The sequence below is a fragment of the Rheinheimera sp. genome (genome assembly GCF_037442525.1).
Taxonomy (GTDB): domain Bacteria; phylum Pseudomonadota; class Gammaproteobacteria; order Enterobacterales; family Alteromonadaceae; genus Pararheinheimera.
The window spans coordinates 25,023-45,437 of the sequence record NZ_JBBIQD010000015.1 but is presented as its reverse complement, the minus strand read 5'-3'; the positions used below and the strand labels follow the sequence as shown (position 1 = coordinate 45,437).

Annotated in this window: 22 protein-coding genes; 17 read left to right on the top strand and 5 right to left on the bottom strand. The window is 53.2% G+C overall.

What is annotated here, in order from left to right; translation table 11 throughout:
• Positions 1 to 34 precede the first annotated feature (34 nt).
• The 6 genes from WKJ03_RS16525 to WKJ03_RS16500 are packed head-to-tail and all read left to right on the top strand — an operon-like array spanning position 35 to position 6,046.
• Positions 35 to 877 carry a DUF3025 domain-containing protein gene (locus WKJ03_RS16525; protein ID WP_337843341.1) on the top strand — a complete coding sequence of 281 codons (843 nt, stop codon included), beginning with the start codon at positions 35 to 37 and terminating at the stop codon, positions 875 to 877.
• Entirely contained in the window at positions 877 to 1,662 is a 786-nt protein-coding gene (locus tag WKJ03_RS16520; RefSeq protein ID WP_337843340.1) for an ATP-binding cassette domain-containing protein, read from the top strand. Before WKJ03_RS16525 ends, WKJ03_RS16520 begins: the two co-directional genes overlap by 1 nt.
• Complete coding sequence (locus tag WKJ03_RS16515; protein WP_337843339.1) at positions 1,663 to 2,865, top strand: ABC transporter permease; 1,203 nt, start codon at positions 1,663 to 1,665, stop codon at positions 2,863 to 2,865.
• 53 nt (positions 2,866 to 2,918) lie between these two features.
• Positions 2,919 to 3,677: an NUDIX domain-containing protein gene (locus WKJ03_RS16510; protein WP_337843338.1), complete on the top strand. Its 759-nt coding sequence runs from the start codon at positions 2,919 to 2,921 to the stop codon at positions 3,675 to 3,677.
• A gap of 40 nt (positions 3,678 to 3,717) precedes the next feature.
• Positions 3,718 to 4,257: an NAD(P)H-dependent oxidoreductase gene (locus WKJ03_RS16505; RefSeq protein WP_337843337.1), complete on the top strand. Its 540-nt coding sequence runs from the start codon at positions 3,718 to 3,720 to the stop codon at positions 4,255 to 4,257.
• 1 nt (position 4,258) lies between these two features.
• A complete protein-coding gene (locus tag WKJ03_RS16500) occupies positions 4,259 to 6,046 on the top strand; it encodes a monovalent cation:proton antiporter-2 (CPA2) family protein (protein WP_337843336.1) in 1,788 nt (595 codons plus the stop codon).
• Here the strand turns inward: WKJ03_RS16500 and WKJ03_RS16495 are convergent.
• Positions 6,031 to 6,675, bottom strand: coding sequence for a hypothetical protein (locus WKJ03_RS16495; RefSeq protein ID WP_337843335.1), 645 nt, complete (start codon positions 6,673 to 6,675; stop codon positions 6,031 to 6,033). The genes WKJ03_RS16500 and WKJ03_RS16495 overlap by 16 nt on opposite strands.
• Positions 6,676 to 7,403: 728 nt before the next feature.
• On the opposite strand from WKJ03_RS16495, the gene WKJ03_RS16490 reads away from it, so the two are divergent.
• From WKJ03_RS16490 to WKJ03_RS16450, 9 genes are all read left to right on the top strand, one after another.
• Positions 7,404 to 7,853: a hypothetical protein gene (locus WKJ03_RS16490; protein WP_337843334.1), complete on the top strand. Its 450-nt coding sequence runs from the start codon at positions 7,404 to 7,406 to the stop codon at positions 7,851 to 7,853.
• Between the two features lie 35 nt (positions 7,854 to 7,888).
• Entirely contained in the window at positions 7,889 to 8,431 is a 543-nt protein-coding gene (locus tag WKJ03_RS16485; protein ID WP_337843333.1) for a hypothetical protein, read from the top strand.
• Positions 8,432 to 8,477: 46 nt separating this feature from the next.
• Positions 8,478 to 8,825, top strand: coding sequence for a hypothetical protein (locus WKJ03_RS16480; RefSeq protein ID WP_337843332.1), 348 nt, complete (start codon positions 8,478 to 8,480; stop codon positions 8,823 to 8,825).
• 417 nt (positions 8,826 to 9,242) lie between these two features.
• Positions 9,243 to 9,452, top strand: a complete 210-nt coding sequence (locus tag WKJ03_RS16475; RefSeq protein ID WP_337843331.1) for a hypothetical protein — start codon at positions 9,243 to 9,245, stop codon at positions 9,450 to 9,452.
• Positions 9,453 to 9,601: 149 nt separating this feature from the next.
• Positions 9,602 to 9,784: a hypothetical protein gene (locus WKJ03_RS16470; RefSeq protein WP_337843330.1), complete on the top strand. Its 183-nt coding sequence runs from the start codon at positions 9,602 to 9,604 to the stop codon at positions 9,782 to 9,784.
• A 24-nt stretch (positions 9,785 to 9,808) separates the two neighbouring features.
• Complete coding sequence (locus WKJ03_RS16465; protein WP_337843329.1) at positions 9,809 to 10,189, top strand: DUF1761 domain-containing protein; 381 nt, start codon at positions 9,809 to 9,811, stop codon at positions 10,187 to 10,189.
• 21 nt (positions 10,190 to 10,210) lie between these two features.
• Positions 10,211 to 11,071 (top strand): DMT family transporter, encoded by an 861-nt coding sequence (locus WKJ03_RS16460; protein ID WP_337843328.1) that lies wholly within the window; start codon positions 10,211 to 10,213, stop codon positions 11,069 to 11,071.
• Positions 11,068 to 11,424 (top strand): DUF2200 domain-containing protein, encoded by a 357-nt coding sequence (locus WKJ03_RS16455; protein WP_337843327.1) that lies wholly within the window; start codon positions 11,068 to 11,070, stop codon positions 11,422 to 11,424. Before WKJ03_RS16460 ends, WKJ03_RS16455 begins: the two co-directional genes overlap by 4 nt.
• A gap of 39 nt (positions 11,425 to 11,463) precedes the next feature.
• Positions 11,464 to 11,856, top strand: a complete 393-nt coding sequence (locus tag WKJ03_RS16450) for a DUF1801 domain-containing protein (RefSeq protein WP_337843326.1) — start codon at positions 11,464 to 11,466, stop codon at positions 11,854 to 11,856.
• Positions 11,857 to 12,096: 240 nt separating this feature from the next.
• Here WKJ03_RS16450 and WKJ03_RS16445 read toward each other — a convergent pair whose 3' ends face one another.
• The 4 genes from WKJ03_RS16445 to rimO form a co-directional block, all read right to left on the bottom strand.
• The gene (locus WKJ03_RS16445; RefSeq protein ID WP_337843325.1) at positions 12,097 to 12,885 is read right to left on the bottom strand and encodes a gluconate 2-dehydrogenase subunit 3 family protein; all 789 of its coding nucleotides are present in this window, start codon (positions 12,883 to 12,885) and stop codon (positions 12,097 to 12,099) included.
• The gene (locus WKJ03_RS16440; RefSeq protein ID WP_337843324.1) at positions 12,885 to 14,573 is read right to left on the bottom strand and encodes a GMC family oxidoreductase; all 1,689 of its coding nucleotides are present in this window, start codon (positions 14,571 to 14,573) and stop codon (positions 12,885 to 12,887) included. The genes WKJ03_RS16445 and WKJ03_RS16440 overlap by 1 nt, the downstream gene beginning before the upstream one ends.
• Positions 14,573 to 15,268, bottom strand: coding sequence for a DUF1080 domain-containing protein (locus WKJ03_RS16435; protein ID WP_337843323.1), 696 nt, complete (start codon positions 15,266 to 15,268; stop codon positions 14,573 to 14,575). The genes WKJ03_RS16440 and WKJ03_RS16435 overlap by 1 nt, the downstream gene beginning before the upstream one ends.
• 270 nt (positions 15,269 to 15,538) lie before the next feature.
• The gene (gene rimO, locus WKJ03_RS16430) at positions 15,539 to 16,942 is read right to left on the bottom strand and encodes a 30S ribosomal protein S12 methylthiotransferase RimO (RefSeq protein WP_337843322.1); all 1,404 of its coding nucleotides are present in this window, start codon (positions 16,940 to 16,942) and stop codon (positions 15,539 to 15,541) included.
• A gap of 226 nt (positions 16,943 to 17,168) precedes the next feature.
• Here rimO and WKJ03_RS16425 point away from each other — a divergent pair, with 226 nt between their 5' ends.
• Positions 17,169 to 18,818: an amidohydrolase family protein gene (locus WKJ03_RS16425; RefSeq protein ID WP_337843321.1), complete on the top strand. Its 1,650-nt coding sequence runs from the start codon at positions 17,169 to 17,171 to the stop codon at positions 18,816 to 18,818.
• An 80-nt stretch (positions 18,819 to 18,898) separates the two neighbouring features.
• Positions 18,899 to 20,242, top strand: a complete 1,344-nt coding sequence (locus WKJ03_RS16420; RefSeq protein WP_337843320.1) for a DUF2252 family protein — start codon at positions 18,899 to 18,901, stop codon at positions 20,240 to 20,242.
• The last annotated feature ends 173 nt before the right edge of the window (positions 20,243 to 20,415 follow it).

Genomic DNA, 20,415 nt, shown 5'->3' with positions numbered 1-20,415 from the left:
CTGAAGTTTTCAGAGCGGGCCACAGGATAACCGCATGACCCCAACAGAAAAACCTGGCCGATTTTTGGCACCGCCTCAGTGGCAGAGCGATATTTTTCTTACAAATCCGCTGTTTAACGATCTTGCTTTGCATTTTCCTCTGGCTGACTGCCCTCAGTTTCCGGATTGCCGGTTACTGACGCAGTGGCTGCATCAACACACCGGATTAACGGACTGGTGTTTTGTAGACCAAAGCCTGCTGGAACAGGACGGCCGTTACTACGAAGACTTTATTTTTGACACCCGGCAAATTCCGTTGCGGGCCAACAACTGGCATGACTTATTTGGTGCGCTGATTTGGTGTCTGTTTCCAAAGAGCAAGCAGCAGATCAATGCGCTGCACCGCTCTGAACTGCAGGCGCATGGTCAGAAGGTGCGCAGCCAGCTTCGCCATAAGCTGACCTTGCTGGATGAATGTGGCCTGGTATTGTGCCTCACACCAGAACAGGCTGAACTGGCGCAGTGGCTGCGGCAACATCAATGGCAAAAAGCCTTTTATCAGCAGCAAGAGCTGTGGACCCAATTACAGCCGCTGATCTTTGGCCATGCCAATTATGAAATGGCCACCCGGCCCTTTATTGGCCTGACCGCCAAGCTGTGGGTGCTGGACATTACTGCAGAGCAGCTGCAACGTTTTGATACAGAGCGTTACAGTTTTGTAGATGAATTATTAGCAAAACAGCTTGCCAACCCTGATCAACTGCTGAATCATCAGCAACTTAGCCCATTGCCTTTGTTAGGTGTACCTGGGTGGTTTGCGGGCCAGGATTTGGCGTTTTACCAGAACACCAGCTATTTCCGGCCAAAACGGCAACAGACAGAACAGGGAGTTTCCTGATGATTGAAATCAGCGGACTGGCAAAATCTTTTGCCATCAGTCGCGGCCAGAAAGTATCCGACAGTGAAAAACAGGACGTGCGTTACAGCAAAGAGGCGTTTCACTCCGTACGTAACGTCAGTTTTCACTGCGGTGCAGGGGAAGTGCTGGGCCTGCTGGGCCCGAATGGTGCAGGTAAAACCACCACCTTACGTATTTTATCCACCGCGCTGCAGCCGGATGCCGGCTCTGTGGTGATTGACGGTGCTGACGTGCTGAAAAAACCGGTGCAGGCCCGGAAAAAAATCGGATTTTTGTCCAGTAATACCGGTCTGTATGGCCGGCTGACCGCACTGGAAAATGTGGCCTACTTTGGCCGTTTGCATGGCATGGGCGAAGCCGCGCTGAAACAGCGTATCGACGAGCTGTTTACCCTGCTCACTATGCATGATTTTGCCAACCGTCGCGCCGACGCTATGTCGACCGGGATGAAGCAAAAAACGGCGATAGCCCGGGCTGTGGTGCATTCACCTGCGGTGGTGATTCTGGATGAACCGACCACGGGGCTGGATATTATGACCACCCAAACGGTACTGGATTTTATTCAGTCGCTGAAACAACAAGGGACTCCGGTGATTTTTTCCACCCATCATTTAGATGAAGTGTCGTCTTTGTGTGATCGGGTGGTGGTGATTGACAAAGGCATCAGTGCTTTTGCGGACAGTCTGGATGCGTTTAAGGCTTTGAGCCCAACCGGCGATTTACGTCAGTCCTTTTTGGCTGTGATTCAGAAGGAGCAGAATTAAATGTGGCAGGTGTATCTGAAAGAACTGACCGAACTGGTCCGTGATAAAAAAACCATGTTTTTTGTGATCCTGTTGCCCATTCTGGTGTTCCCGGTGCTGTTTGGCATCATGGGGGCCGTGATGGCCAATGTGGTAAAAAAGGCTGAATCCGAAGAACACCGTTATGTGATTATCAATGCCCACAAAGCGCCAGAACTGAAAGAGGCGTTGTTTTACCACAAAAACTTTAAACAAGTGGAGTCTGAACTGACGCAAGTGGATGAGCTCAAGCAAGCCATTCGTGACAACAAGTTTGATCTGGCCATTATCATTCCGGCTGATTTTGACTCCTCGGCCGATCAGCTGAACCAGAGTACCTGGACTGTGGTGTACAACATGTCTTCGCAGCTGGACATGATTGATAAGTACTTTAACGATCTGTTGAAGGACTACAGCCAACAATTACAGCTGGCCAAGATGGAAAAGCTGGGGGTGGCCAAAGAGCAGGTGAATGCGCTGCTGCAGCCTGTGAAGCTGGATAAGGTCAATACAGCGGAAAGCCGCGAGAATCTGGGAGAAAAAATTGGCGGTTTTATTGCCTACATTCTGATCCCGCTCTGCCTGATGGGCTGCTCTTACCCGGCTATTGATATTGGTGCTGGCGAAAAAGAGCGTGGCACGCTGGAAACCCTGCTGATTTGCCCCATCAGCCGCACCGCCATTGTGTTGGGTAAATTCCTCACCGTACTGACCACAGGGCTGGCGACTGCACTGATCACTGTGACCAGTTTTGGTGGTTGGGGTTATGTGATAGGTTCCATGATGGGGGTGGACATTGTTGAGAAAACCATGAGCACCCTGGGTCTGGCCGATTTGGTGCTGATTTTGCTGATGCTGATCCCGCTGTCGTCCATTTTTGCTTCCTTGCTGCTCAGCCTGTCGATCTATGCCCGCAGTTTTAAAGAAGCACAAAACTATGTCGGGCCACTGAGCATGATCATCTTTATGCCGCTGGTGGTGGCGTTGTTGCCAGGAGTTGAACTGAACTGGGCCATGGCCATGCTGCCGGTCACCAATGTGGCACTGGCGATTAAAGAGCTGATTAAAGGCACCATGGACACCGGCATGTTGCTGGCAATTCTGGGGTCGACAGTGGTGTTGGCCGGGGCCATGCTGGCGTTTTGTGTCAGTTGGTTTCAGAAAGAAAAAGTGTTATTCCGTTAGTCAAAGTGCAACAAACCCGGCCTGGCCGGGTTTGTTTTTAGCCGGAGCAAAGGATGTTTGAAGCCTTAGTGAATCCTTATGGTGGTTGTTTTATCGGGCCTGAGCAACTGCCGGTGTCAACGGCTGAATTCAGTGACCGGCTGGCCCAGAGCATTGTCGCCTGGCAGTCCGATTACCTGCTGTGCTGGCTGGAGCTGCCAGCCAGCCGGGCTGATTTAGTGCCTTACGCCGTCGCCCTGGGTTTTGAGTTTCACCATTGCCAGCCGCAGATGCTGATGCTGGTAAAAAAACTGCAGGCGAATGCCTATCTGCCGCTGGCAGCTACCCACAGTATAGGGGTGGGGGCTGTGGTGCTGTCGCCCAACGGCAAGGTGCTGCTGGTGCAGGAAAAACCCCTGCCCGGCAAAACAGCAGCTTACTTTAAATTACCCGGCGGTATGGTGGATGCCAAAGAGCATTTGGCTGAAGCCGTGGTGAGGGAAGTACGAGAGGAAACCGGTATCGAAGCCCGTTTTGATAGCATGCTGGCGCTGCGCCACCATCACCAGGGGCAATTTGGGGCGTCCAATATTTATTTTGTCTGCCGCCTTTATGCGGATGAAACAACACCAGTGGCCGACGCCAACGAGATACTGCAGGCGCGCTGGTTTGAGGTGGACAGGTATCTGCAGGATGACAAGGCCAGTCCGTACAATAAGTTATTGTTAAAAACTGCCCTGAATGGCGTGGTGTTGCACCCGCACAAAGTTGCAGGCTATATGCAGTCACCTGAAGCTTATGAAATTTTTTCTGCGTTAACACCCCAAAGCTGAGCCAGCGCTATCGAATGCTGGCTCCAGGCAGGGAGGAATGATGATTAGTTTGTTGTATGCGCACCCGTACTCCCTGCATGCCAGGGAAGACCAGTGGCTGCTGAATGCTGTGCAGCACTGGCCAGGCCTTGAACTGCGCGATTTGTACCAGCTGTATCCGGATTTTTATATTGATGTGGCAACCGAACAGAAAATGCTGAGCCACAGCAATGCCATCATCCTGCATTACCCGCTGCAATGGGGCTTACCGCCGGCACTGTTGGTGCAGTATCTGCACAAAGTCTTTGTCGCAGGTTGGGCTTTTGGTCAGAACAGCAAAGGCGAAGTCAGCTCGGCGGTACAAGGGGTGGGTTTCTGGCTGGTTGCTCAAACGGTCGGTCAGGGCAAAGCGCCGGACAGCTGCGATCCACACAGCCTGTTTAAACCTATGCAGCAGCTGGCAGACGCCTGTGGCATGCACTGGCACAGGCCTTTGATCCTGCCACCATTGGCCGACACGACCACGGCGGCAGAGGCTGCTGAGCGATACCGCAGTGGTCTGCAGCAACTGGCCCTTGTCAGGCACACAGAGCGGAGCTGATATGCACCTGAACATTCTGACTTACCTGATGATTTATCTGGCCGCTATGGTGCTGGTGGTGCCGCTGGCCAAAAGGCTCGGTCTTGGCGTGGTGCTGGGCTATTTGCTGGCTGGTTTGGCCTTAGGGCCTGCGGGTCTGGCACTGGCGGAAAATACCGCCGACATTGCGCTGCTCGCCGAACTGGGGGTGGTGCTGATGTTATTCAGTATTGGCCTGGAGCTGGATGCGAAAAAGCTGTGGGCCATGCGCCATCGCGTATTTTTATTTGGCTCCTTGCAAGTAGTGGTCTGCGCCCTGGGTATTGCGCTGTGCAGTCAGTGGCTGGGGTTGTCCTGGGGTTTATCGGTGTTTATCGGTCTGGCCCTGGCGTTGTCCTCGACGGCGGTCGCGGTGCAGTTGATGAAAGACCGCAATCTGATGGGCACACAAACAGGGCAGACGGTGTTCAGTGCGTTGCTGCTGCAGGATATGGTCGCCATTCCGTTACTGATTGGTGTGTCCGTACTGGCGCCGTCAGACGGTGCTAAAAGCTTTGAGCCTTTATGGGCTCTGGCTGCGGTTGCGGCGTTACTGCTGGCCGGGCGTTACCTGATTGGTTATTTGCTGCACTGGGTGGCGCATTATGGCTCACGCGAGCTCTTTGTCGGCCTGGCACTGCTGTTGGTGATAGGGGTGATGGAGCTGATGACTGCGGTTGGCGTTTCAGCTGGTCTGGGCGCTTTTATTGCCGGTGTGCTGCTGGCCAGTTCTGAGTTCCGCCATCAGCTGGAGGCCGACCTGGAGCCCTTTAAAGGGCTGTTTTTAGGCCTGTTTTTTATCACTATTGGCAGCGCCATCAATTTGTCTTTATTACTCGAACAGTGGCCGCTGATCCTGCTGTTATTGCTGTTGTTTTTAGTGGTGAAATTAGCGCTGTTGTATGCAGTGGCCATGCTTCTGAAGCTGGCCAGGCCGGAGCGTCTGGGCTATGCGCTGCTGCTGGGTCAAGGCAGTGAATTTGCTTTTGTGCTGGCGGCGCTGGCCACTGCAGGGGCTTTGCTCAGTGCCACCGAAGGCGCCATGCTGAACCTGGTGATTGCGTTGTCGATGGCGGTGTCTCCTTTGTTGATGACCTTGTATGACAACTGGTTGTGCCGCAGTGCAACCCAAGCCTCCGGCAGCAGTGATGTGCAGGACAACGACAGCCCGGTGATCATCGCTGGTTTTGGCCGTTATGGTCAGATTGTCGGCCGTTTACTCTTGTCCAATGGCGTAGTCCCCACTGTGCTGGATCACGACTCCGATACGATCCAGAACATGCGCAAATTCGGCTTTCATGTGTATTACGGCGACGCCAGCCGGATGGATGTGCTGGAAGCCGCTGGGGCCGCCAAAGCGAAGGTGCTGGTGGTGGCTGTAGATGAGGTGGACGCCATCAACCGTATTGTTGCCGCGGCACGCGAACACTTTCCACACCTGACCCTGATGGCCAGAGCCAAGGACGTTGCCCATCTGTATCAGCTGCGCGCGCTTGGGGTGCAGTTTATCGAGCGGGAGCTGTTTGAAGCTTCGTTGCATCAGGGCCGCGCTGTCTTAACTCAGCTGGGGCTGGGCCAGTATGAAGCGAAGGAACTGGCCGACCGGTTCAGGGCCGCCAACTATGAGCTGATTGATAAAATGCAGCTTATTCGCCAGCAGCAAGACGAGAAGAGTTATCTGCAGCTGTTGAAACAAAGCCGTGAAGAACTGCAGCGCCAGTTGGAGCGTGAAAGCCGCGAAACACCAAAGCGCTATCAGAGTGGAGGGTGATCACTCAAGAGTGCCGCCGCATCGGTGGGCGGGCACTCCGTCAGATAGCGGCACTTGTGCGTGGCGGCAAAGGCTGTTACAGCCTGGATGATCCGTTCCTTGTAGACTGAGTGGGCAGACACCACCAGTTGTGCATCCACTTTCATCAATGGTTGCTGCCGTATGTGCTGTGATCTGTCCGGTGCATGCTGCTCCAGATAATACAGAAACGGGCCTTCGTAACTGATCAGGTGCTGCGCGCGCTGATGCAGAAAAAAACTGCTCGCGCTGATGGCATCCGGCATTTCAATAAATTGGTAGCCTTGTTGCTGCATCAGTAACCGCTGGCCCTGGTATTCAAGCCCCCGGATCGCCGCGACAGAATTGGCGTCAGCGCCACTCAATGCCTCTGGATGGCTGTATAACACCAGCACCAGTTCGGTATAAGCCGGGGTTAAAAAAGTATGTGCATGATTGACCAAAGGGTTGGTGACCGTACTAATGCCCATGTCCATATCGCCACTGTCCAGCTGGCGGTAAATACGGGCTGCGGTGCCACACACAGGTTCAACCTGCAAACCGGCAGGTTTTAAAATTTTGTCCAGGATGGTGACGGCACGGCCGCCGCAAACTTTTCCGTCCTCGGACATTACAAAACCGGGGGGGAAATTATGGATGCCTAACCGGACTTTGCTGAGTTTATTGGGTGACTCTGCTGCCAGGCTGGTGGATGCGATCAGGACAACGAGCAGTAATAAAAGGTGTAGCCTCAAAGGCATTCGTATCCTCTCCATAAAGGGTGTTGGCGGCATGTCAGTATGGGACAACAGGACAAGCCGGGCAAAGCGGGGCACCAAATAACCAGCAGATATTGATCGATATCCCGAAAATAAATACAGCCTGAACCCATAAAAGCCTTTGATTTTCTTTGTAAATGCCTGATGATGGATAGCTTCTGCTACTGACGGAAGCGCTTCAGGCTTAGTCGTAGAGCGCAGGTTCATTCAAACAAGGATTATCAATGATAAGGACATCGTTAGTCGCGCTGACGTGTTTAGTGGTTTGTCCTGTAGTCGCGGACAGTAACTTTCGTGGTGAGTCGGAATTCCGCTTGCTGATCCCCCATTTGATGGACAGTTGTGAAGTGGTCCGAGCCAATCCAGCTATCTTTCCTTATCGCACCTTTACTTTTGGTCCGCTTGGATTGGAAGTACGCAAAGCCAACAGTGCTGCGGAAGCGAACGACTTGAGAAACCTCTACCTGGGGGCAACAGCTCACGCATGCAGGCTTCAAGCGGAAAGGATCACAGACCACTTTTTTTGCGGCCCTCTGTGTCCACCCAGTCGCAAAGCTCATTTGATCCGCCAGCCAGAAAGGTTGCGTACTCTGGCCCAGAGTTTTCGGCAGATTAACGGGCTGCAACTACTGTCTGTCTGGGCACCCACAGACGAAGTGAGGGTAAATGATCTCTTCCTGTTATCTGGTACTGCCAAAGAAGCCATTCCCAGCGCCGAGATGGGGTTTGTGCCTTCTGGCGTCTGGAAAAAATGGCCGAGTCTGGCTGCGTATCTGGATAGTATTGCTGTCACCGAAGCGCAAATCGAAGCGCTGACTGCACAAATGCGTGATAGTGGCCTGAGTGCGCTTAGACGGGAAAAAGAGGGTATTCGTCTGGTTGGTGTGGGCGTGGGTGATAATGAATCCGGTGTTCTGTTGCTGAACGCTGGCGCCGACCGGCCTAAATTAAGTCAGCCACTGGCTGATCTGAAGCAGCTGGCCATATTGGATAAGGTGGCGGATGACCTTTATTACTATGAAACCAATTGAAAACGCGTCGATAAGGCAATGCTAAGGGTGAAACTGTGAACTATTGGTTCCTTGTTTGCGCTACAGGCGCAATGGTTGCCAGCTCAGTGCAGGCGGATTGCCAGTCGTTGCTGGCTGAACAACTCAAATCAGATCTGAGTTTGTCGTATCAGGCTTTTGATCAGACGCCGGATGCGGGTTGGCGGGTATTGCAAGCTCAGCGCTGTTATTCTGAAGCCGCGGTGCTGATTGAGGCCTGGATGGCGCAAAGCAAAACACAACCCAATTCTGTGAAGTGGCATTTGCTGCAAATGCATGCGTATGCGGACAACAGGCCGCAGGCATTGAAATTGGTGCCACAGCTGTTATTCACGGCTGAACAGCAGCAAAAATCTCCCTTTTTGTGGAATGACTATGTGCTGGCGACGGCTGCTTTTTTGCAGAGGGACCTGGCAGCACTCAAGCTGCACAGGGAACAGCTGGCTCAGGGCAGTAAGATAAAACCCAATGCGCTGAATCTGGCAGCGGTGGACCGGCTGATCCATGGTTTCCATTTATCCTATCAGCAGGCTTATGATGCAGCAGAACCAAGCCAATGACGGGTTGGAAGCATGGAATTGTTCACTAAAAAATAGGGAAATTACGATGAAAATTAAAGCGTTAGTTGTAGTGGCCTCGTTACTGGCTGTCGTTTCCTGTACACCACCTCAAACCTATAAGGTATCGACCTCTTTGTACCACCAGGGTGGACTGATGGCTTCACCTGTGATGGTGGTTGAAGCAGGGCAGGCATCCTCTTTTACTCTGGGTGACGATGTCAGCTACGAGTTTACGTTGACACCCCAATCGGACCAGACAGTGAAGGTCGCAACCACAGTGGTGCAAAAAGGTGAACGGATGCAGCCTGAACTGATTGTGGCTTATGACCAGGAAGCGTCGATGGAAATGGGCCCGCAAAAACTCGTAGTGCTGGTCAGCAAAACCGCCCCTTAATACCGCGTTCTGGCGGCAGTACTTCTGAGTAAAGCGCTGTCGCCATTGTTAAACTGACTGGCATTGTTTTTTATGGCGCAGTATCAGGATGCCCTTGGACTAACACATTGAAGTAACTGAGTCCATCCAAAGCGAGGAAAGGCAAAGAACTAAGCAGACCGTCTTTGGCAGGGTGAGGTGGGGGTTTCAGCAAGCCAGCAATCTGGCTTGTTGCCCACCGAACGGGTTTTGTTCTGCAAAACCCCGGCAAGCCAAAGCCGAGCCTACAGGGAGCGTATTCACGGCGTGTCTGCGTGAGCTTTGCCTTTTCCGCTGCATCCAAACCAACTCGTGAATAGATAAGCAGTTTTTGCAAAAAAACTGCTTATCTGACTGGCCTTAGATGGTTACGAACATTTATTTACAAGGAGTAGTGCAGTGGAACGGATTGTACTTTTTGTCGTTTCGCTGGTGTTGGCAGGCTGCGCCGCTATGCCACTGAGCACGTTGTTAGCACTGAGCGCTTTTGAGAAAGACGATTTTATTGCCATGAAACCCGAACAGATCCGGGCAAAAGTTCAGCTTGACGAGCCTGTACGTGCGGATGTAGCTAAGGCCACCTTGAGTCTGGCGCTGCAAACTGCCTAGGGCGAACAGCAGTTTGAGTTTCCGCTGGTGTTACTGGAACAGCGGACTCTTGCTGCGCAAACAGGCTTTTTTCAACGACAGCGGCGCAAACAGAGTATCTGCTGAAGTTATCCGGCACTGCCATTGAAAATTTTCAGCAAACACAACAGATGCTGCAACAACAGCAGGGACCCGGCAAAGCGACTTTTTCTGTCCGGTTTGGCTTTGAACCTTTACCGGAAGAACTGAAACAGATTTATTTATCGGTGTTTTTGCAGTTGGATGCAGAAAAAGACTTTATTCCCTTGTTTGAACATGCAAAGTTAGAGATCAAACAAAAAACGAAAACATAAGAAACAGGATCAACAGGAGGCAAGATGGAGATTTGGGTGATTGTACTGGCCGCAGTGTCCAGTTTTTTAGTCGGTGGGCTTTGGTATTCGCCCCTGCTGTTTGGCAAAGCCTGGAATGAAGAAAACGGTGGTGTGCCACAAACCGGGCACCCGGCCAAAGTCTTTGGGGTGAGTTTTTTATTTTCGCTGCTGGCAGCCTTCTGTTTTTCTGTGCTGGTTGGGCCTAATCCCGGCCTGTACCCGGCATTGCATATGGGCCTGATGGTCGGGTTGGGTTTTGTGGCCGCCAGTTTTGGCATTAATTACCAGTTTGCCCAGCGCTCCTTTAAGTTATGGCTGATTGACGGCGGTTACCATACAGCCCAGTTTTTGCTTTTTGGTCTGGTCTATGGGTTGTGCGGCTGATCCAGGTTCAAGATGTCGCGTATGCCTTTATGGAAAACAGCACTACTGACGGTGTTGGCGCTAATAACTTTTGCCGGTAATTCCTTATTATGCCGCGCGGCTTTGTTACAGACCGACACGGATCCCGCCACTTTTACCAGCCTGCGCTTACTGTCCGGTGCTTTGGTGTTATGGCTGCTGGTGCTGTTCAGCCGCGGGCGTTCCGGTGCTAAAGGCTCAGGCAGCTGGTTCTCTGCGCTGGCGCTTTTTGTCTACGCTGTTGGTTTTTCGTTTTCTTATGTGGAACTCAGCACAGCAACTGGTGCTTTGATCCTGTTTGGTGCTGTGCAAATCAGCATGATTGGTTATGGCCTGTATCGGGGCGAGCGATTGCATCTGCTTCAGCTTAGCGGCATGCTGCTGGCCTGTGCCGGTCTGGTTGGTTTGTTGCTGCCGGGGCTGTCTGCGCCGCCTTTGATGCCTTCGTTATGGATGGTGCTCTCAGGTGTGGCCTGGGCTCTGTATTCGTTGCGCGGCCGTGGTGTTGCTAATCCACTGCAGCATACAGCAGGGAATTTTATGCTGGCTGTGCCTATGGGGCTGGCGCTGGGGTTAGTGTGCTGGCCAGAGCTGTCTTACGATACGCCGGGAATGGTTTATGCCGTGTTGTCCGGGGCTTTAACCTCAGGACTTGGCTATGCGCTCTGGTATGCGGTGTTGCCGTCACTGAAAGCAACCACTGCAGCAACAGTGCAGCTGAGTGTGCCTGTGATAGCCGCTTTTGCCGCTGTAGTGTTTTTGCAGGAAGCCATCAGCCTGCGTTTGGCTGTGGCGTCCATAGTGGTGTTAGGCGGTATTGCACTGGTGCTGCAAAAACCAGCCAAAGGGAAACAATCCACATGACTGAACATCGTATTTTTAAACTGCCTTTTGCCAGCCTGTATCCGGCCTACCTGAATAAAGCAGAGCGCAAAGGCCGGACCCAGGCAGAAGTGGATAGCATTATTTGCTGGCTGACCGGCTACGACTCCGCGGGGTTAGCACAGCAACTTTCTGCACAAACCGATATTGCCGGTTTTTTTGCCCAGGCACCGCTGTTTCAGCCCAATGCTGCGCTAATCAAAGGGGTGGTGTGCGGCGTGCGGGTGGAAGAGGTGGCAGACCCATTAACGCGTAAAATCCGTTATCTGGATAAGTTGATTGATGAGCTGGCGAAAGGCAAAAGCATGGATAAAATTTTACGCAAAGCGCCGTGAAGTGGCAGGTGTGGGTGGAGACAGGGCAGGAGAATGGTGATGCATGCGGATACGCTGAACTACCACAACCAGTTAAGCGCCACAGAGAAAGCTGTGTGTGAACTACTGGCCAGTCAGATTGAGCTGCTGTTACCAGAAGCGGAGAATAAAGTCTGGCATGCACACCCGGTCTGGTTTTTCGATGGCAACCCTATTGTTGGTTATAGCAAGCAAAAAGCCGGAATACGACTGATGTTCTGGAGCGGCGCCAGTTTCTCCGGGCCTGTACTGCCGGTTGTGGGGAAAAAATTTAAAGATGCCTCGGTGTTCTATACCGATGCAGCTCAGGTTGACCTGACCAGTCTGCAACACTGGCTGGCACAGGCTACAGAGATCCAATGGGACTATAAAAATCTGGTACGGCGTAAAGGAATTCTGGAACGCCTGAGTTGATTGGATTCAATCCGTGAAAAAGCCGCTGCCCTGACAGCGGTTTTTTTACACTCTCGCCGCATGCGTCCATTCTGATTTCGCCCGTATGGGAGCGCCTGAAAAAACCTCACTCCGCGTTGTAACAGCTCGAAAGAGCCACTATTCCTTCGCTGTTACGCCTTGATTGAGTCTTTTTCAGGCTGCTCTGCTGCTTACTTCTTAAACTAATCGGTGCTCTGGGGGCCGCCAGCAGTTCACAATTTACGCTGTAGGGTAGGCGTAAGGCGTCAGCTGCAAATCTGCCAGTATCTGGTTTAAATGGGCATAGGCTTCTGCCGTTGGACCAGGGTATTCACCGGCAATGGCGGTATTGCCCAGATAACCAATATCTTTCATGCCTTCAGGGGTGCAGAAAAAGGCTGCCAGCACCAGGCCACGTAAGCGGTTAAAAGCACCGGCAATACGCTTAAACTGAGGTTTTGTTTCGGCATTGTCGTACGCAATGTCATCCATAATGCTCAGCTGTTCGGTTTTAGTTAAGCCGGTAAAGCCTTTGCCGTAACGCAGCTTCGCTTCATCTTCTATCCAGGCCAGGGCGCTCAGAATAGTGATGCGGTCCTGTTGCTGCGTCTCGTAAGGCGCGCTGACCCATTCATCCACCACGGCCGGCACATGCACTTCGGAGGCTGAAGGCACGGCGCCTTCCCGCGGTACCAGAATATCAGCCACCACGGCCAGCAAGGTCAGCTGACTGGCGGTCATGGTCAAAGGCCAGGGCGACTCGGGGGGCATAATCAGGTTGGGGTCTTTGCCGTAGCCTTTGGCTGTAATGGGGTCTAATTTCAGCTCTGGCCAGTGTTCACCTGTCGCTTTGGCAACCGCAGGTCCGCTGGCTGCGGTTTTGCTGCTGTCTTCGCAGCCAGCCAGGCCCGGCAATAAGGCGGTGGTGGCCAGCGCCAGCATCAGTTTTAATGATTCGCGCCGGGTCAGGCCAGAGCGGTACTCTGATTGTTGCGGGTTATGCGGCTGTTGTTCAGTGGGTGTTGTCATCACAGCGCTCCTTTGCTCAGTTGTTCAGCCAACCAGGATGAATTGCGCATCGCCAGGGTTAGAATAGTCAGGGTACAGTTTTTATGTGGGTTGGATGCAAAGACGCCGCCGTCCATCACAAAGAGGTTTGGACAATCCCAGCTCTGGCCCCATTGGTTGGTCACTGAGTCTTTGGCGGACTCGCCCATTCGGGTGGTGCCCACTTCGTGAATGATCTGGCCCCCTTTGAGAATGGCGTCTTCGGCTTTCGGCAGTTCTGCCACTGTGGCGCCCATGGTTTCAAAAATGGCCTTGGCGGTTTTTAAGCCATGTTCGACCTGTTTCAGTTCATGCTCAGACCATTTCCAGTGGAAGCGCGCCACCGGAATGCCCCATTTGTCTGTCAGTGTTGGGTCAATGTCCATGTAGCAGTGTTCATTGGGCAGCATTTCGCCCCGCAGCGCAAAACCAACAGAGGCGCCATATTGCTGGCGAACCTGTTGTTTTAAGTCTTTGCCGTAGCCCTGGAACTGACCGCTGACATAAGCGCCAGGCTCGGAAAAACGCCCGCCAATTTCAAAATGGTAACCACGTGGGAAATCCAGTTCTTTGTTGGCCTGGGCTGTGTGACCCCACCAGGGAATAAACAGGTGGTTGGCGGTGTGACCGTCTTCGTTATAACGCGGCCGGCCTTGCAGCGCCGGGATCATGGCGCTGAGATTGGCGCCCGTGGAATCCATCAGGTTCCTGCCGACCTGACCACTGGAGTTTGCGAGGCCTTGCGGGTGCTTGTCGGTTTTAGAGTTCAGCAGCAAACGTGCGGTTTCACAAGCGCTGGCGGCCAGGATCACCACTTTGGCGTTTAAGGTGACATCTGTGCCTGTGGTTTTATCAACATAAGTGACACCTGTCACCTGGCCATTCGCGTTGGTGTCTACCCGGCGCACCATCGCATTGGTGCGCACTTCCAGTAAACCTGTGGCTTTGGCCATAGGAATAAGCGAGGTGGTGGTCTGAAAGGCGGCGCCAATAGAACAGCCGTGGCCGCATGGGGTGGCATAAAAACAGGCGGCTCTGTTATCCAAAGGTTTGGTCAAAACGGCCCTGTGCATAGGCGCGGCAGCAATGCCCAGTTTTTTCGCCGCAGCGGCGACCAGCAGTTCTGGGATCCGGGGTTTAGGGGGCGGCTGCAGTACGCCTTCCGGCGAGGGCGGCATATCATCCAGCCCTGTATTGGTGCCGCAGACTCCCACCAGGGCTTCTGTTTTATCGTACCAGGGCGCAATGTCGTCGTAGGTGAAAGGCCAGTCGGCGCCTAAACCGTCGCGGCTTTTGCCTTTAAAGTCATGTTCACTGAACCGCAGCGAATAGCGGCCCCAATGGTTGGTGCGGCCACCCAGCATCCGGGCCCGCCACCATAAAAACTCCGAGCCTTCTGCGGAGCTATAAGGCTCATTCGGCACTGTCCAGCCGCCGTCTATGGTGGAATCGTAATAACCAAAGTCTTTGTCGACAGTGGACGCTCCCATCAGCGGAGCGGCATGATTGGGTTTAAACATCGGCGTTTCAGTTTTGGGGTCGTAATCCCGGCCTGCTTCCAGCAGCAGCACTTTGCGGCCCTGCCGGGTCAGCTCGTAGGCGGCCATAGCGCCACCGGCGCCAGAACCGACCACAATAATTTCATGGGTACTTTGTTGTTCTGCGCTCATCAGTTCAGCTCTTTGATTTTGATGTTTTTAAACCATACCGGGTCGCCATGGTCCTGCAGGCCAATATGGCCTGTTTTATTGGCGGCAAAACCAGGCCATGATGCAAATTTGCTGCCTGCAACCAGTTTTTTCCACTCGGCGCTGCCAATCAGAATGTCAGTGACCGCAATGCCATTTTGCCAAACCTGCAGGCGGGAATTTTCCAGCCGGATCCGTGCTGTGTTCCACTCGCCAGCTTTTTTCTGTGAAGCGACAGGCGAGGCGACCATATCGTATAAGGAACCGGACAAATGGGTGGCCAGTTTGTTGTCCGGATGGCGCTCGTTATCAAGGATTTGAATTTCCGGCGCATGGGAATAGATATATTGGCCGCTTTCATCGGCCATAATCAGCACACCGCTGTTGCCGACTTCGGAGATTTTCCAGTCCAGCATCAGCTCATAATTGCGGTAGGTTTTTTTGGTCAGAATATCGCCGCCACCTTGGCCCATCAGTTTCATGGCGTTGTCTTCAATCACCCACAGAGGGTTTAAACTGTCACTTTTAAAATTGCGCCATTGCTGCATATCCTGGCCGTTAAACAGCAATGTCCAGCCCGCATTTTGTTCTTCTTTTGTCAGCTGGTTATCAGCGGCCACTGCTGGTAAAGCCAGAGCCGAGCAGAATAAAAGAGTGGCGAACATTCGTCGTTGCATCACAAGACCCCATCGTTTTCTGTAGTTTGTTGTAATTTGTTTTCAGTGCATTGGTTGGTTTTACCACAGACCGCTTCAGGGAAGCGAACTCCTTTGCGCTGTTATGTTTTAATACGACAAAACACCCATCAGAACAAGCCTGTGCTCTGGCTGCAAGCTGCAGAGAAGGGATTTGAGTTGTACAGGCGCGAACTCAGGATAAAGTGCAGCAGAGCGGAAACAAAAAAGCCAGAGTCAAACTCTGGCTTTTCGCGGATCGGTTTCAGCTGTTCAGACGACCAGGCTGGCCCATAAATCATATTCGTCAGCTTCTTCCACCAAGGCGCTGACCAGATCGCCCGGTTTGAGTTGCGTTTCGCCGTTCAGGTACACAGCACCGTCAATTTCCGGTGCGTCACCAAAGCTGCGGCCAATGGCGCCTTCTTCGTCCACTTCGTCAATCAGTACGGCAATAGTGCGGCCGATTTTACGCTGCAGGCGCTCAGCGCTGATACGCTGCTGGGTTTGCATAAAGCGGTGATAACGCTCTTCTTTCACTTCTTCCGGCACCGGATCTGGCAGGTCGTTGGCTTTGGCGCCTTCCACCGGGCTGTATTTAAAGCAGCCAACGCGGTCCAGCTGAGCTTCTTCCAGCCACTCCAGCAATTCCTGGAATTCTTCTTCGGTTTCGCCCGGAAAGCCGACGATAAAGGTGGAGCGGATGGTTAAATCCGGGCAGATCTCCCGCCATTTTTTAATGCGCTCCAAGACGCGGTCAGACTGGCCTGGGCGTTTCATTAATTTCAGAATACGTGGGCTGGCGTGCTGGAATGGAATATCCAGGTAAGGCAGCAGCTTACCGGCCGCCATCAGTGGGATCACATCGTCCACATGCGGGTAGGGGTACACATAATGCAAACGAACCCAAATGCCTAAATCGGCCAGCGCTTCACAAAGTGACTGCATCGAGGTTTTGACCGGCTGACCATTCCAGAAGCCGGTACGGTGTTTGACATCCACACCATAAGCACTGGTGTCCTGTGAAATAATCAACAGCTCTTTCACCCCGGCTTTTTGCAGCCGGGCCGCTTCGTCCAGTACTTCACCTATAGGACGGCTGACTAAATCGCCACGCATGGACGGGATAATGCAGAAGGTGCAGCGGTGGTTACAGCCTTCGGAAATTTTCAGGTAAGCGTAGTGCTTGGGCGTCAGTTTGACACCATGGTCTGGTACCAGCTGAATAAAAGGGTCGTACTTGGGTTTGGGCACAAAATCATGCACCTGCTTTAGCACATTTTCATAGGCATGTGGGCCAGTGATGCCCAATACATTGGGGTGCACTTCACGAATTTCATCTTCGCGCGCACCCAAACAGCCGGTCACTATCACTTTGCCGTTTTCCACCAGGGCTTCGCCTATGGTGTCCAGCGATTCCTGCACTGCACTGTCAATAAAACCGCAGGTGTTGACGATCACCAGTTCAGCGTCATTGTAGGTAGGAACTATCTGGTAACCTTCAGTTTTTAACTGAGTCAGAATACGTTCGGAGTCCACCAGGTTTTTCGGACAGCCCAAACTCACAAACCCGATTTTTGCGCCTGTGCCATTGGCCACGGCGGCCTGCTCAGTCAGGCTTTTCACTGGAGTCTCCAGTGTGGTGGTTTGTTTCGGGTCAAAGGTTTCGACTGTCATGGATGTCCTGCAAAGTTAGGGGCGGAAAAAAGTGCGCGCGATTATACCTGAACCAAAGCAAAGGTACAGGGCCTTCTGGTTAAAAAATGCGCAGCTCAGAGGTTGGGGGGCGAGGTTAGGCCGGGTGGGGAACAGGAAAAGCCAAACCTGAAGGGCACTGCGTGCTGGTGTATTGCAGGCCGCTTGGGTATAAAAACAACAGGATCATAATAACAACAGGTTCATCATGAAGATAAATCCTTTCGTACTGCTGCATGCCAGCCTGGCATTACTGGCGGCCGCTCCTGCTGTCCTGGCGCAACCCCTGCTGCTGAGCAATGTCAATCTGGTGGATGTGAAGGCGCTGAAAATTATTCCGGCACAAAGTGTCGAAATTGAAGGCGCTCAGATCACCGCTATTTACCTGGCTGGAAGTCGCCAGGGGGCCAAAGCTGCCACAGTGGTGGATTTAACCGGTCAGTATCTGTTACCCGGGCTGATTGATGCCCATGTGCATAACGCCACAGAACCAGAAGGCGGTGATCATGCGCAACTGGTAGAGCAGCGGATGCGGTTATTGTTGCGTGGCGGCGTCACCACAGTACGGGATATGGGCGGCGATGTGCGGGTGCTGGCTGGCCTCAAACGTCAGGCGGAGCTGGATCTCATTCAGGCGCCCGATATTTATTATTCGGTGATTATCGGCGGGCCTGAGTTTTTTGCCGATCCCCGCACTATCGCCTCTGCCCGCGGCCGAGAGCCGGGCAACACCGACTGGATGCGAGCGGTCACAGCTGCCACCGCTATGGATGAAGTGATGTTGCGCACTCTGGGTACGGGTGCCACAGGTATCAAGATTTACGCCAAAGTGCCGGCAGAGCTGATGCCCAAACTGGCGGATGCGGCCAAACGTCATGGCGTGAAGGTCTGGGCCCATGCTTATGTAGGCCCGGCCAAACCGGCGGATGCCGTGCAGGCGGGTGTTGACGTGATATCCCATGCGCCGGATTTAGCCGCCACCGTGATTTCACCTTTTGAGTTATGGCGACGCCAGGACAAGCCGGTGAGCCCGGAGCTTGAAAAAGCGTCCTTCGACCCGGCGCGCTACCAGGGTTTATTGCAACAAATGAAAGCCAAAGGCACCATGCTGGACGCGACCCTGACTATTTTCCACCAGCTGCAACGGCGCAACCACAATGCCCCCACTATTTACCAGCACGGTATTCTGCTGACCCAACTGGCGCATCAGCAGGGTATCCCTATTGTGGCGGGCACTGATTATCAAAGTGACATGGCAGGCTTGCCATACCCCATGCTGCATCAGGAATTGCAGCTGTTGGTGGAGCAGGCCGGGCTCACTCCGCTGCAGGCCATTCAGGCTGCCACGCTCAATGGCGCCAAAGCCATTGGTGTTGAGCAGCAACTGGGCAGTATTGAAGTGGGCAAAAAAGCCAACCTGCTGGTGCTTGCGGCCAACCCGGCGGAGGATATTCGGCGAACCACCCAGATCAGTCATGTACTGAAAAATGGCCGTTTTGTTTACCGCGGCGACGATCCGAAGCTGCCGTTCAGCAGCGCTAAAGCGGTCAATGGCGTGTTGTATCTGTCGGGCCAACTGGGCAATTTTCCCGGCACTATGACGCTGAACGGCACCGATATTGACAGCCAGATGCATCAGGCCATGCAAAATATTGGTGCTGTGTTGCAGGAGCATGGGCTGGATTACCGGCAGTTATTCAAATGCACCCTGATGCTGGCGGACATTAAGGACTGGCCAGCGGCAAACAAGGTGTATCTGCAGTACGTGCAAGCGCCCTTGCCAGCCCGCAGTGCTTTCGCCGCCAGCGGCCTTGCGTTAGGGGCCAGGGTGGAAGTGGAATGCATGGCAGCTGTGTAACCTACGTTTGCTTACAAAGTTTAATGGTGTCTGTTCATCACTGGCGCTAGGATAAAGCCGTACTTTTACAGGAGGTGAAGATGGCAAAGACAGCATCCCGCAGCGCAGTGATCCGCGCTGAGTTAGTAAGAACGGATCAGGCCGATCCGGCGCAGCGACCTGCACTGGCGAAACACCAGAAAATGGCGCAGCAGCCGTTTCGTTTTTTACGGGGCAGTGCGGGCCTGTTTTATCTGGATATTAAATCCGGTGTTTTGGCATTACCTGAGGCATTACAGCAATGGCCGCTGACCACTGTGGTGGGCGATTGCCATCTGTCGAATTTTGGTTTTTTTACCGAAGAAGGCTCCAGTGGCGACAGGGTGATCTTCGCCCCCAATGATTTTGATGATGCTTGTGTGGGCCATGCCGGCTGGGATTTAAGCCGCTTTATGGTCAGTGTGTTGCTGGCCGCGGACTACTGCCGTGGTGTGCTCAGTGGTGCTTACCCGAATGACGAAGGGCTGGACCTTGAAGGGCTGGCAGCGGCGACAGAATCTGACGCTGCAGCTGCGCTGCGGGCATTCTTAAAAGCGTATCGCCAGCAGTGCAAAGCCATTTTGGCGGAGCCTGAGCTGCGTTACAGTGCGCTGGACGATTTCCCCAAATCCCATGTGTTAAAGCCTCTGCTGAAAAAGGCCATTAAACGTTCGGCCAAAGGTGAAGACTTTTTGCGTAAAAGTACCCTGGCGAAACTGGCTGACCTGTCGGTGCAGCCGCTGAAATTTAAGCAGGATGCCCGTAAATTTACCCGCTTACCTGCAGAGGAGTATCAGGCGGTCAGTCATAGTTTCAGGCCCTATCTGAACGATCACATCCTGGATCTGGTGACACGGCAGGGCGCTGGGACTGGGTCGCTGAATATGCAACGTTATTATTTTTTGGTGGGTCCTGCGCGTATCGAAAGTGATGAGGACTTCAGCCTCTGCCATGTGGTCGAAGCCAAGCAGCAGCGGGATGCGGCCCCTTTGCATCATTTCCCTGAGCTCAGCCCGGTGAACCGGCTGAATGCCGCGCATTTGACAGTGGACTGTCAGCGCCAGATGCAGCGCCGGCCAGACTTAGTGCTGGATGAGCATTATTTTAACGGTGCCCATTTTTTAGTGCGTTCGTTGCACCACGCCAATGTGGATGTGGACCCGGAAACCGTTTGCCTGGCAGCAAAAGATGTCGCCACACAGTTGGCTGATTACGCCACGGCCTGTGGTCAGGCGCTGGCGCTCTGTCATAGCAGGGGAGACCGGCGTTCATTCCGCTTTGAACAGGCCGTAGTGGATAGCCTGGAACAGGCAGGCGAGGAGCTGATTGGCAGTTGCCTGGCCTATGCCAGACAACAGGCGGACGATTGCAAGCTGTTGCAGCAGCTGTTGGACCAGGCCACTTAATGAGTCAGTGGCCAGCACAAAGGAGCCACCCGGCTCCTTTGTCGTTTTTTAAGCAAGGCGTTATTGTGCCGTGACGGCGGCAGCGGCTGATTTTTTCACAACATCAAAACAAGTCCGACCAGAAGCACTTTTTTGCGTTTTGGCGGCTTGACAGTGCTTGGTTTCAAACGTAC

Excerpts from the sequence above, each read along its gene's own strand:
- WKJ03_RS16420 (WP_337843320.1), top strand. The coding sequence starts at position 18,899 with ATGGCAAAGACAGCATCCCGCAGCGCAGTGATCCGCGCTGAGTTAGTA.
- WKJ03_RS16465 (WP_337843329.1), top strand. The coding sequence starts at position 9,809 with ATGGAGATTTGGGTGATTGTACTGGCCGCAGTGTCCAGTTTTTTAGTC.
- WKJ03_RS16425 (WP_337843321.1), top strand. The coding sequence starts at position 17,169 with ATGAAGATAAATCCTTTCGTACTGCTGCATGCCAGCCTGGCATTACTG.
- WKJ03_RS16500 (WP_337843336.1), top strand. The coding sequence starts at position 4,259 with ATGCACCTGAACATTCTGACTTACCTGATGATTTATCTGGCCGCTATG.
- WKJ03_RS16520 (WP_337843340.1), top strand. The coding sequence starts at position 877 with ATGATTGAAATCAGCGGACTGGCAAAATCTTTTGCCATCAGTCGCGGC.
- WKJ03_RS16510 (WP_337843338.1), top strand. The coding sequence starts at position 2,919 with ATGTTTGAAGCCTTAGTGAATCCTTATGGTGGTTGTTTTATCGGGCCT.
- WKJ03_RS16440 (WP_337843324.1), bottom strand. The coding sequence starts at position 14,573 with ATGAGCGCAGAACAACAAAGTACCCATGAAATTATTGTGGTCGGTTCT.
- WKJ03_RS16455 (WP_337843327.1), top strand. The coding sequence starts at position 11,068 with ATGACTGAACATCGTATTTTTAAACTGCCTTTTGCCAGCCTGTATCCG.
- WKJ03_RS16525 (WP_337843341.1), top strand. The coding sequence starts at position 35 with ATGACCCCAACAGAAAAACCTGGCCGATTTTTGGCACCGCCTCAGTGG.
- WKJ03_RS16450 (WP_337843326.1), top strand. The coding sequence starts at position 11,464 with ATGCATGCGGATACGCTGAACTACCACAACCAGTTAAGCGCCACAGAG.
- rimO (WP_337843322.1), bottom strand. The coding sequence starts at position 16,942 with ATGACAGTCGAAACCTTTGACCCGAAACAAACCACCACACTGGAGACT.
- WKJ03_RS16460 (WP_337843328.1), top strand. The coding sequence starts at position 10,211 with ATGCCTTTATGGAAAACAGCACTACTGACGGTGTTGGCGCTAATAACT.
- WKJ03_RS16470 (WP_337843330.1), top strand. The coding sequence starts at position 9,602 with ATGCTGCAACAACAGCAGGGACCCGGCAAAGCGACTTTTTCTGTCCGG.
- WKJ03_RS16495 (WP_337843335.1), bottom strand. The coding sequence starts at position 6,675 with ATGTCCGAGGACGGAAAAGTTTGCGGCGGCCGTGCCGTCACCATCCTG.
- WKJ03_RS16445 (WP_337843325.1), bottom strand. The coding sequence starts at position 12,885 with ATGACAACACCCACTGAACAACAGCCGCATAACCCGCAACAATCAGAG.
- WKJ03_RS16480 (WP_337843332.1), top strand. The coding sequence starts at position 8,478 with ATGAAAATTAAAGCGTTAGTTGTAGTGGCCTCGTTACTGGCTGTCGTT.
- WKJ03_RS16505 (WP_337843337.1), top strand. The coding sequence starts at position 3,718 with ATGATTAGTTTGTTGTATGCGCACCCGTACTCCCTGCATGCCAGGGAA.
- WKJ03_RS16435 (WP_337843323.1), bottom strand. The coding sequence starts at position 15,268 with ATGCAACGACGAATGTTCGCCACTCTTTTATTCTGCTCGGCTCTGGCT.
- WKJ03_RS16515 (WP_337843339.1), top strand. The coding sequence starts at position 1,663 with ATGTGGCAGGTGTATCTGAAAGAACTGACCGAACTGGTCCGTGATAAA.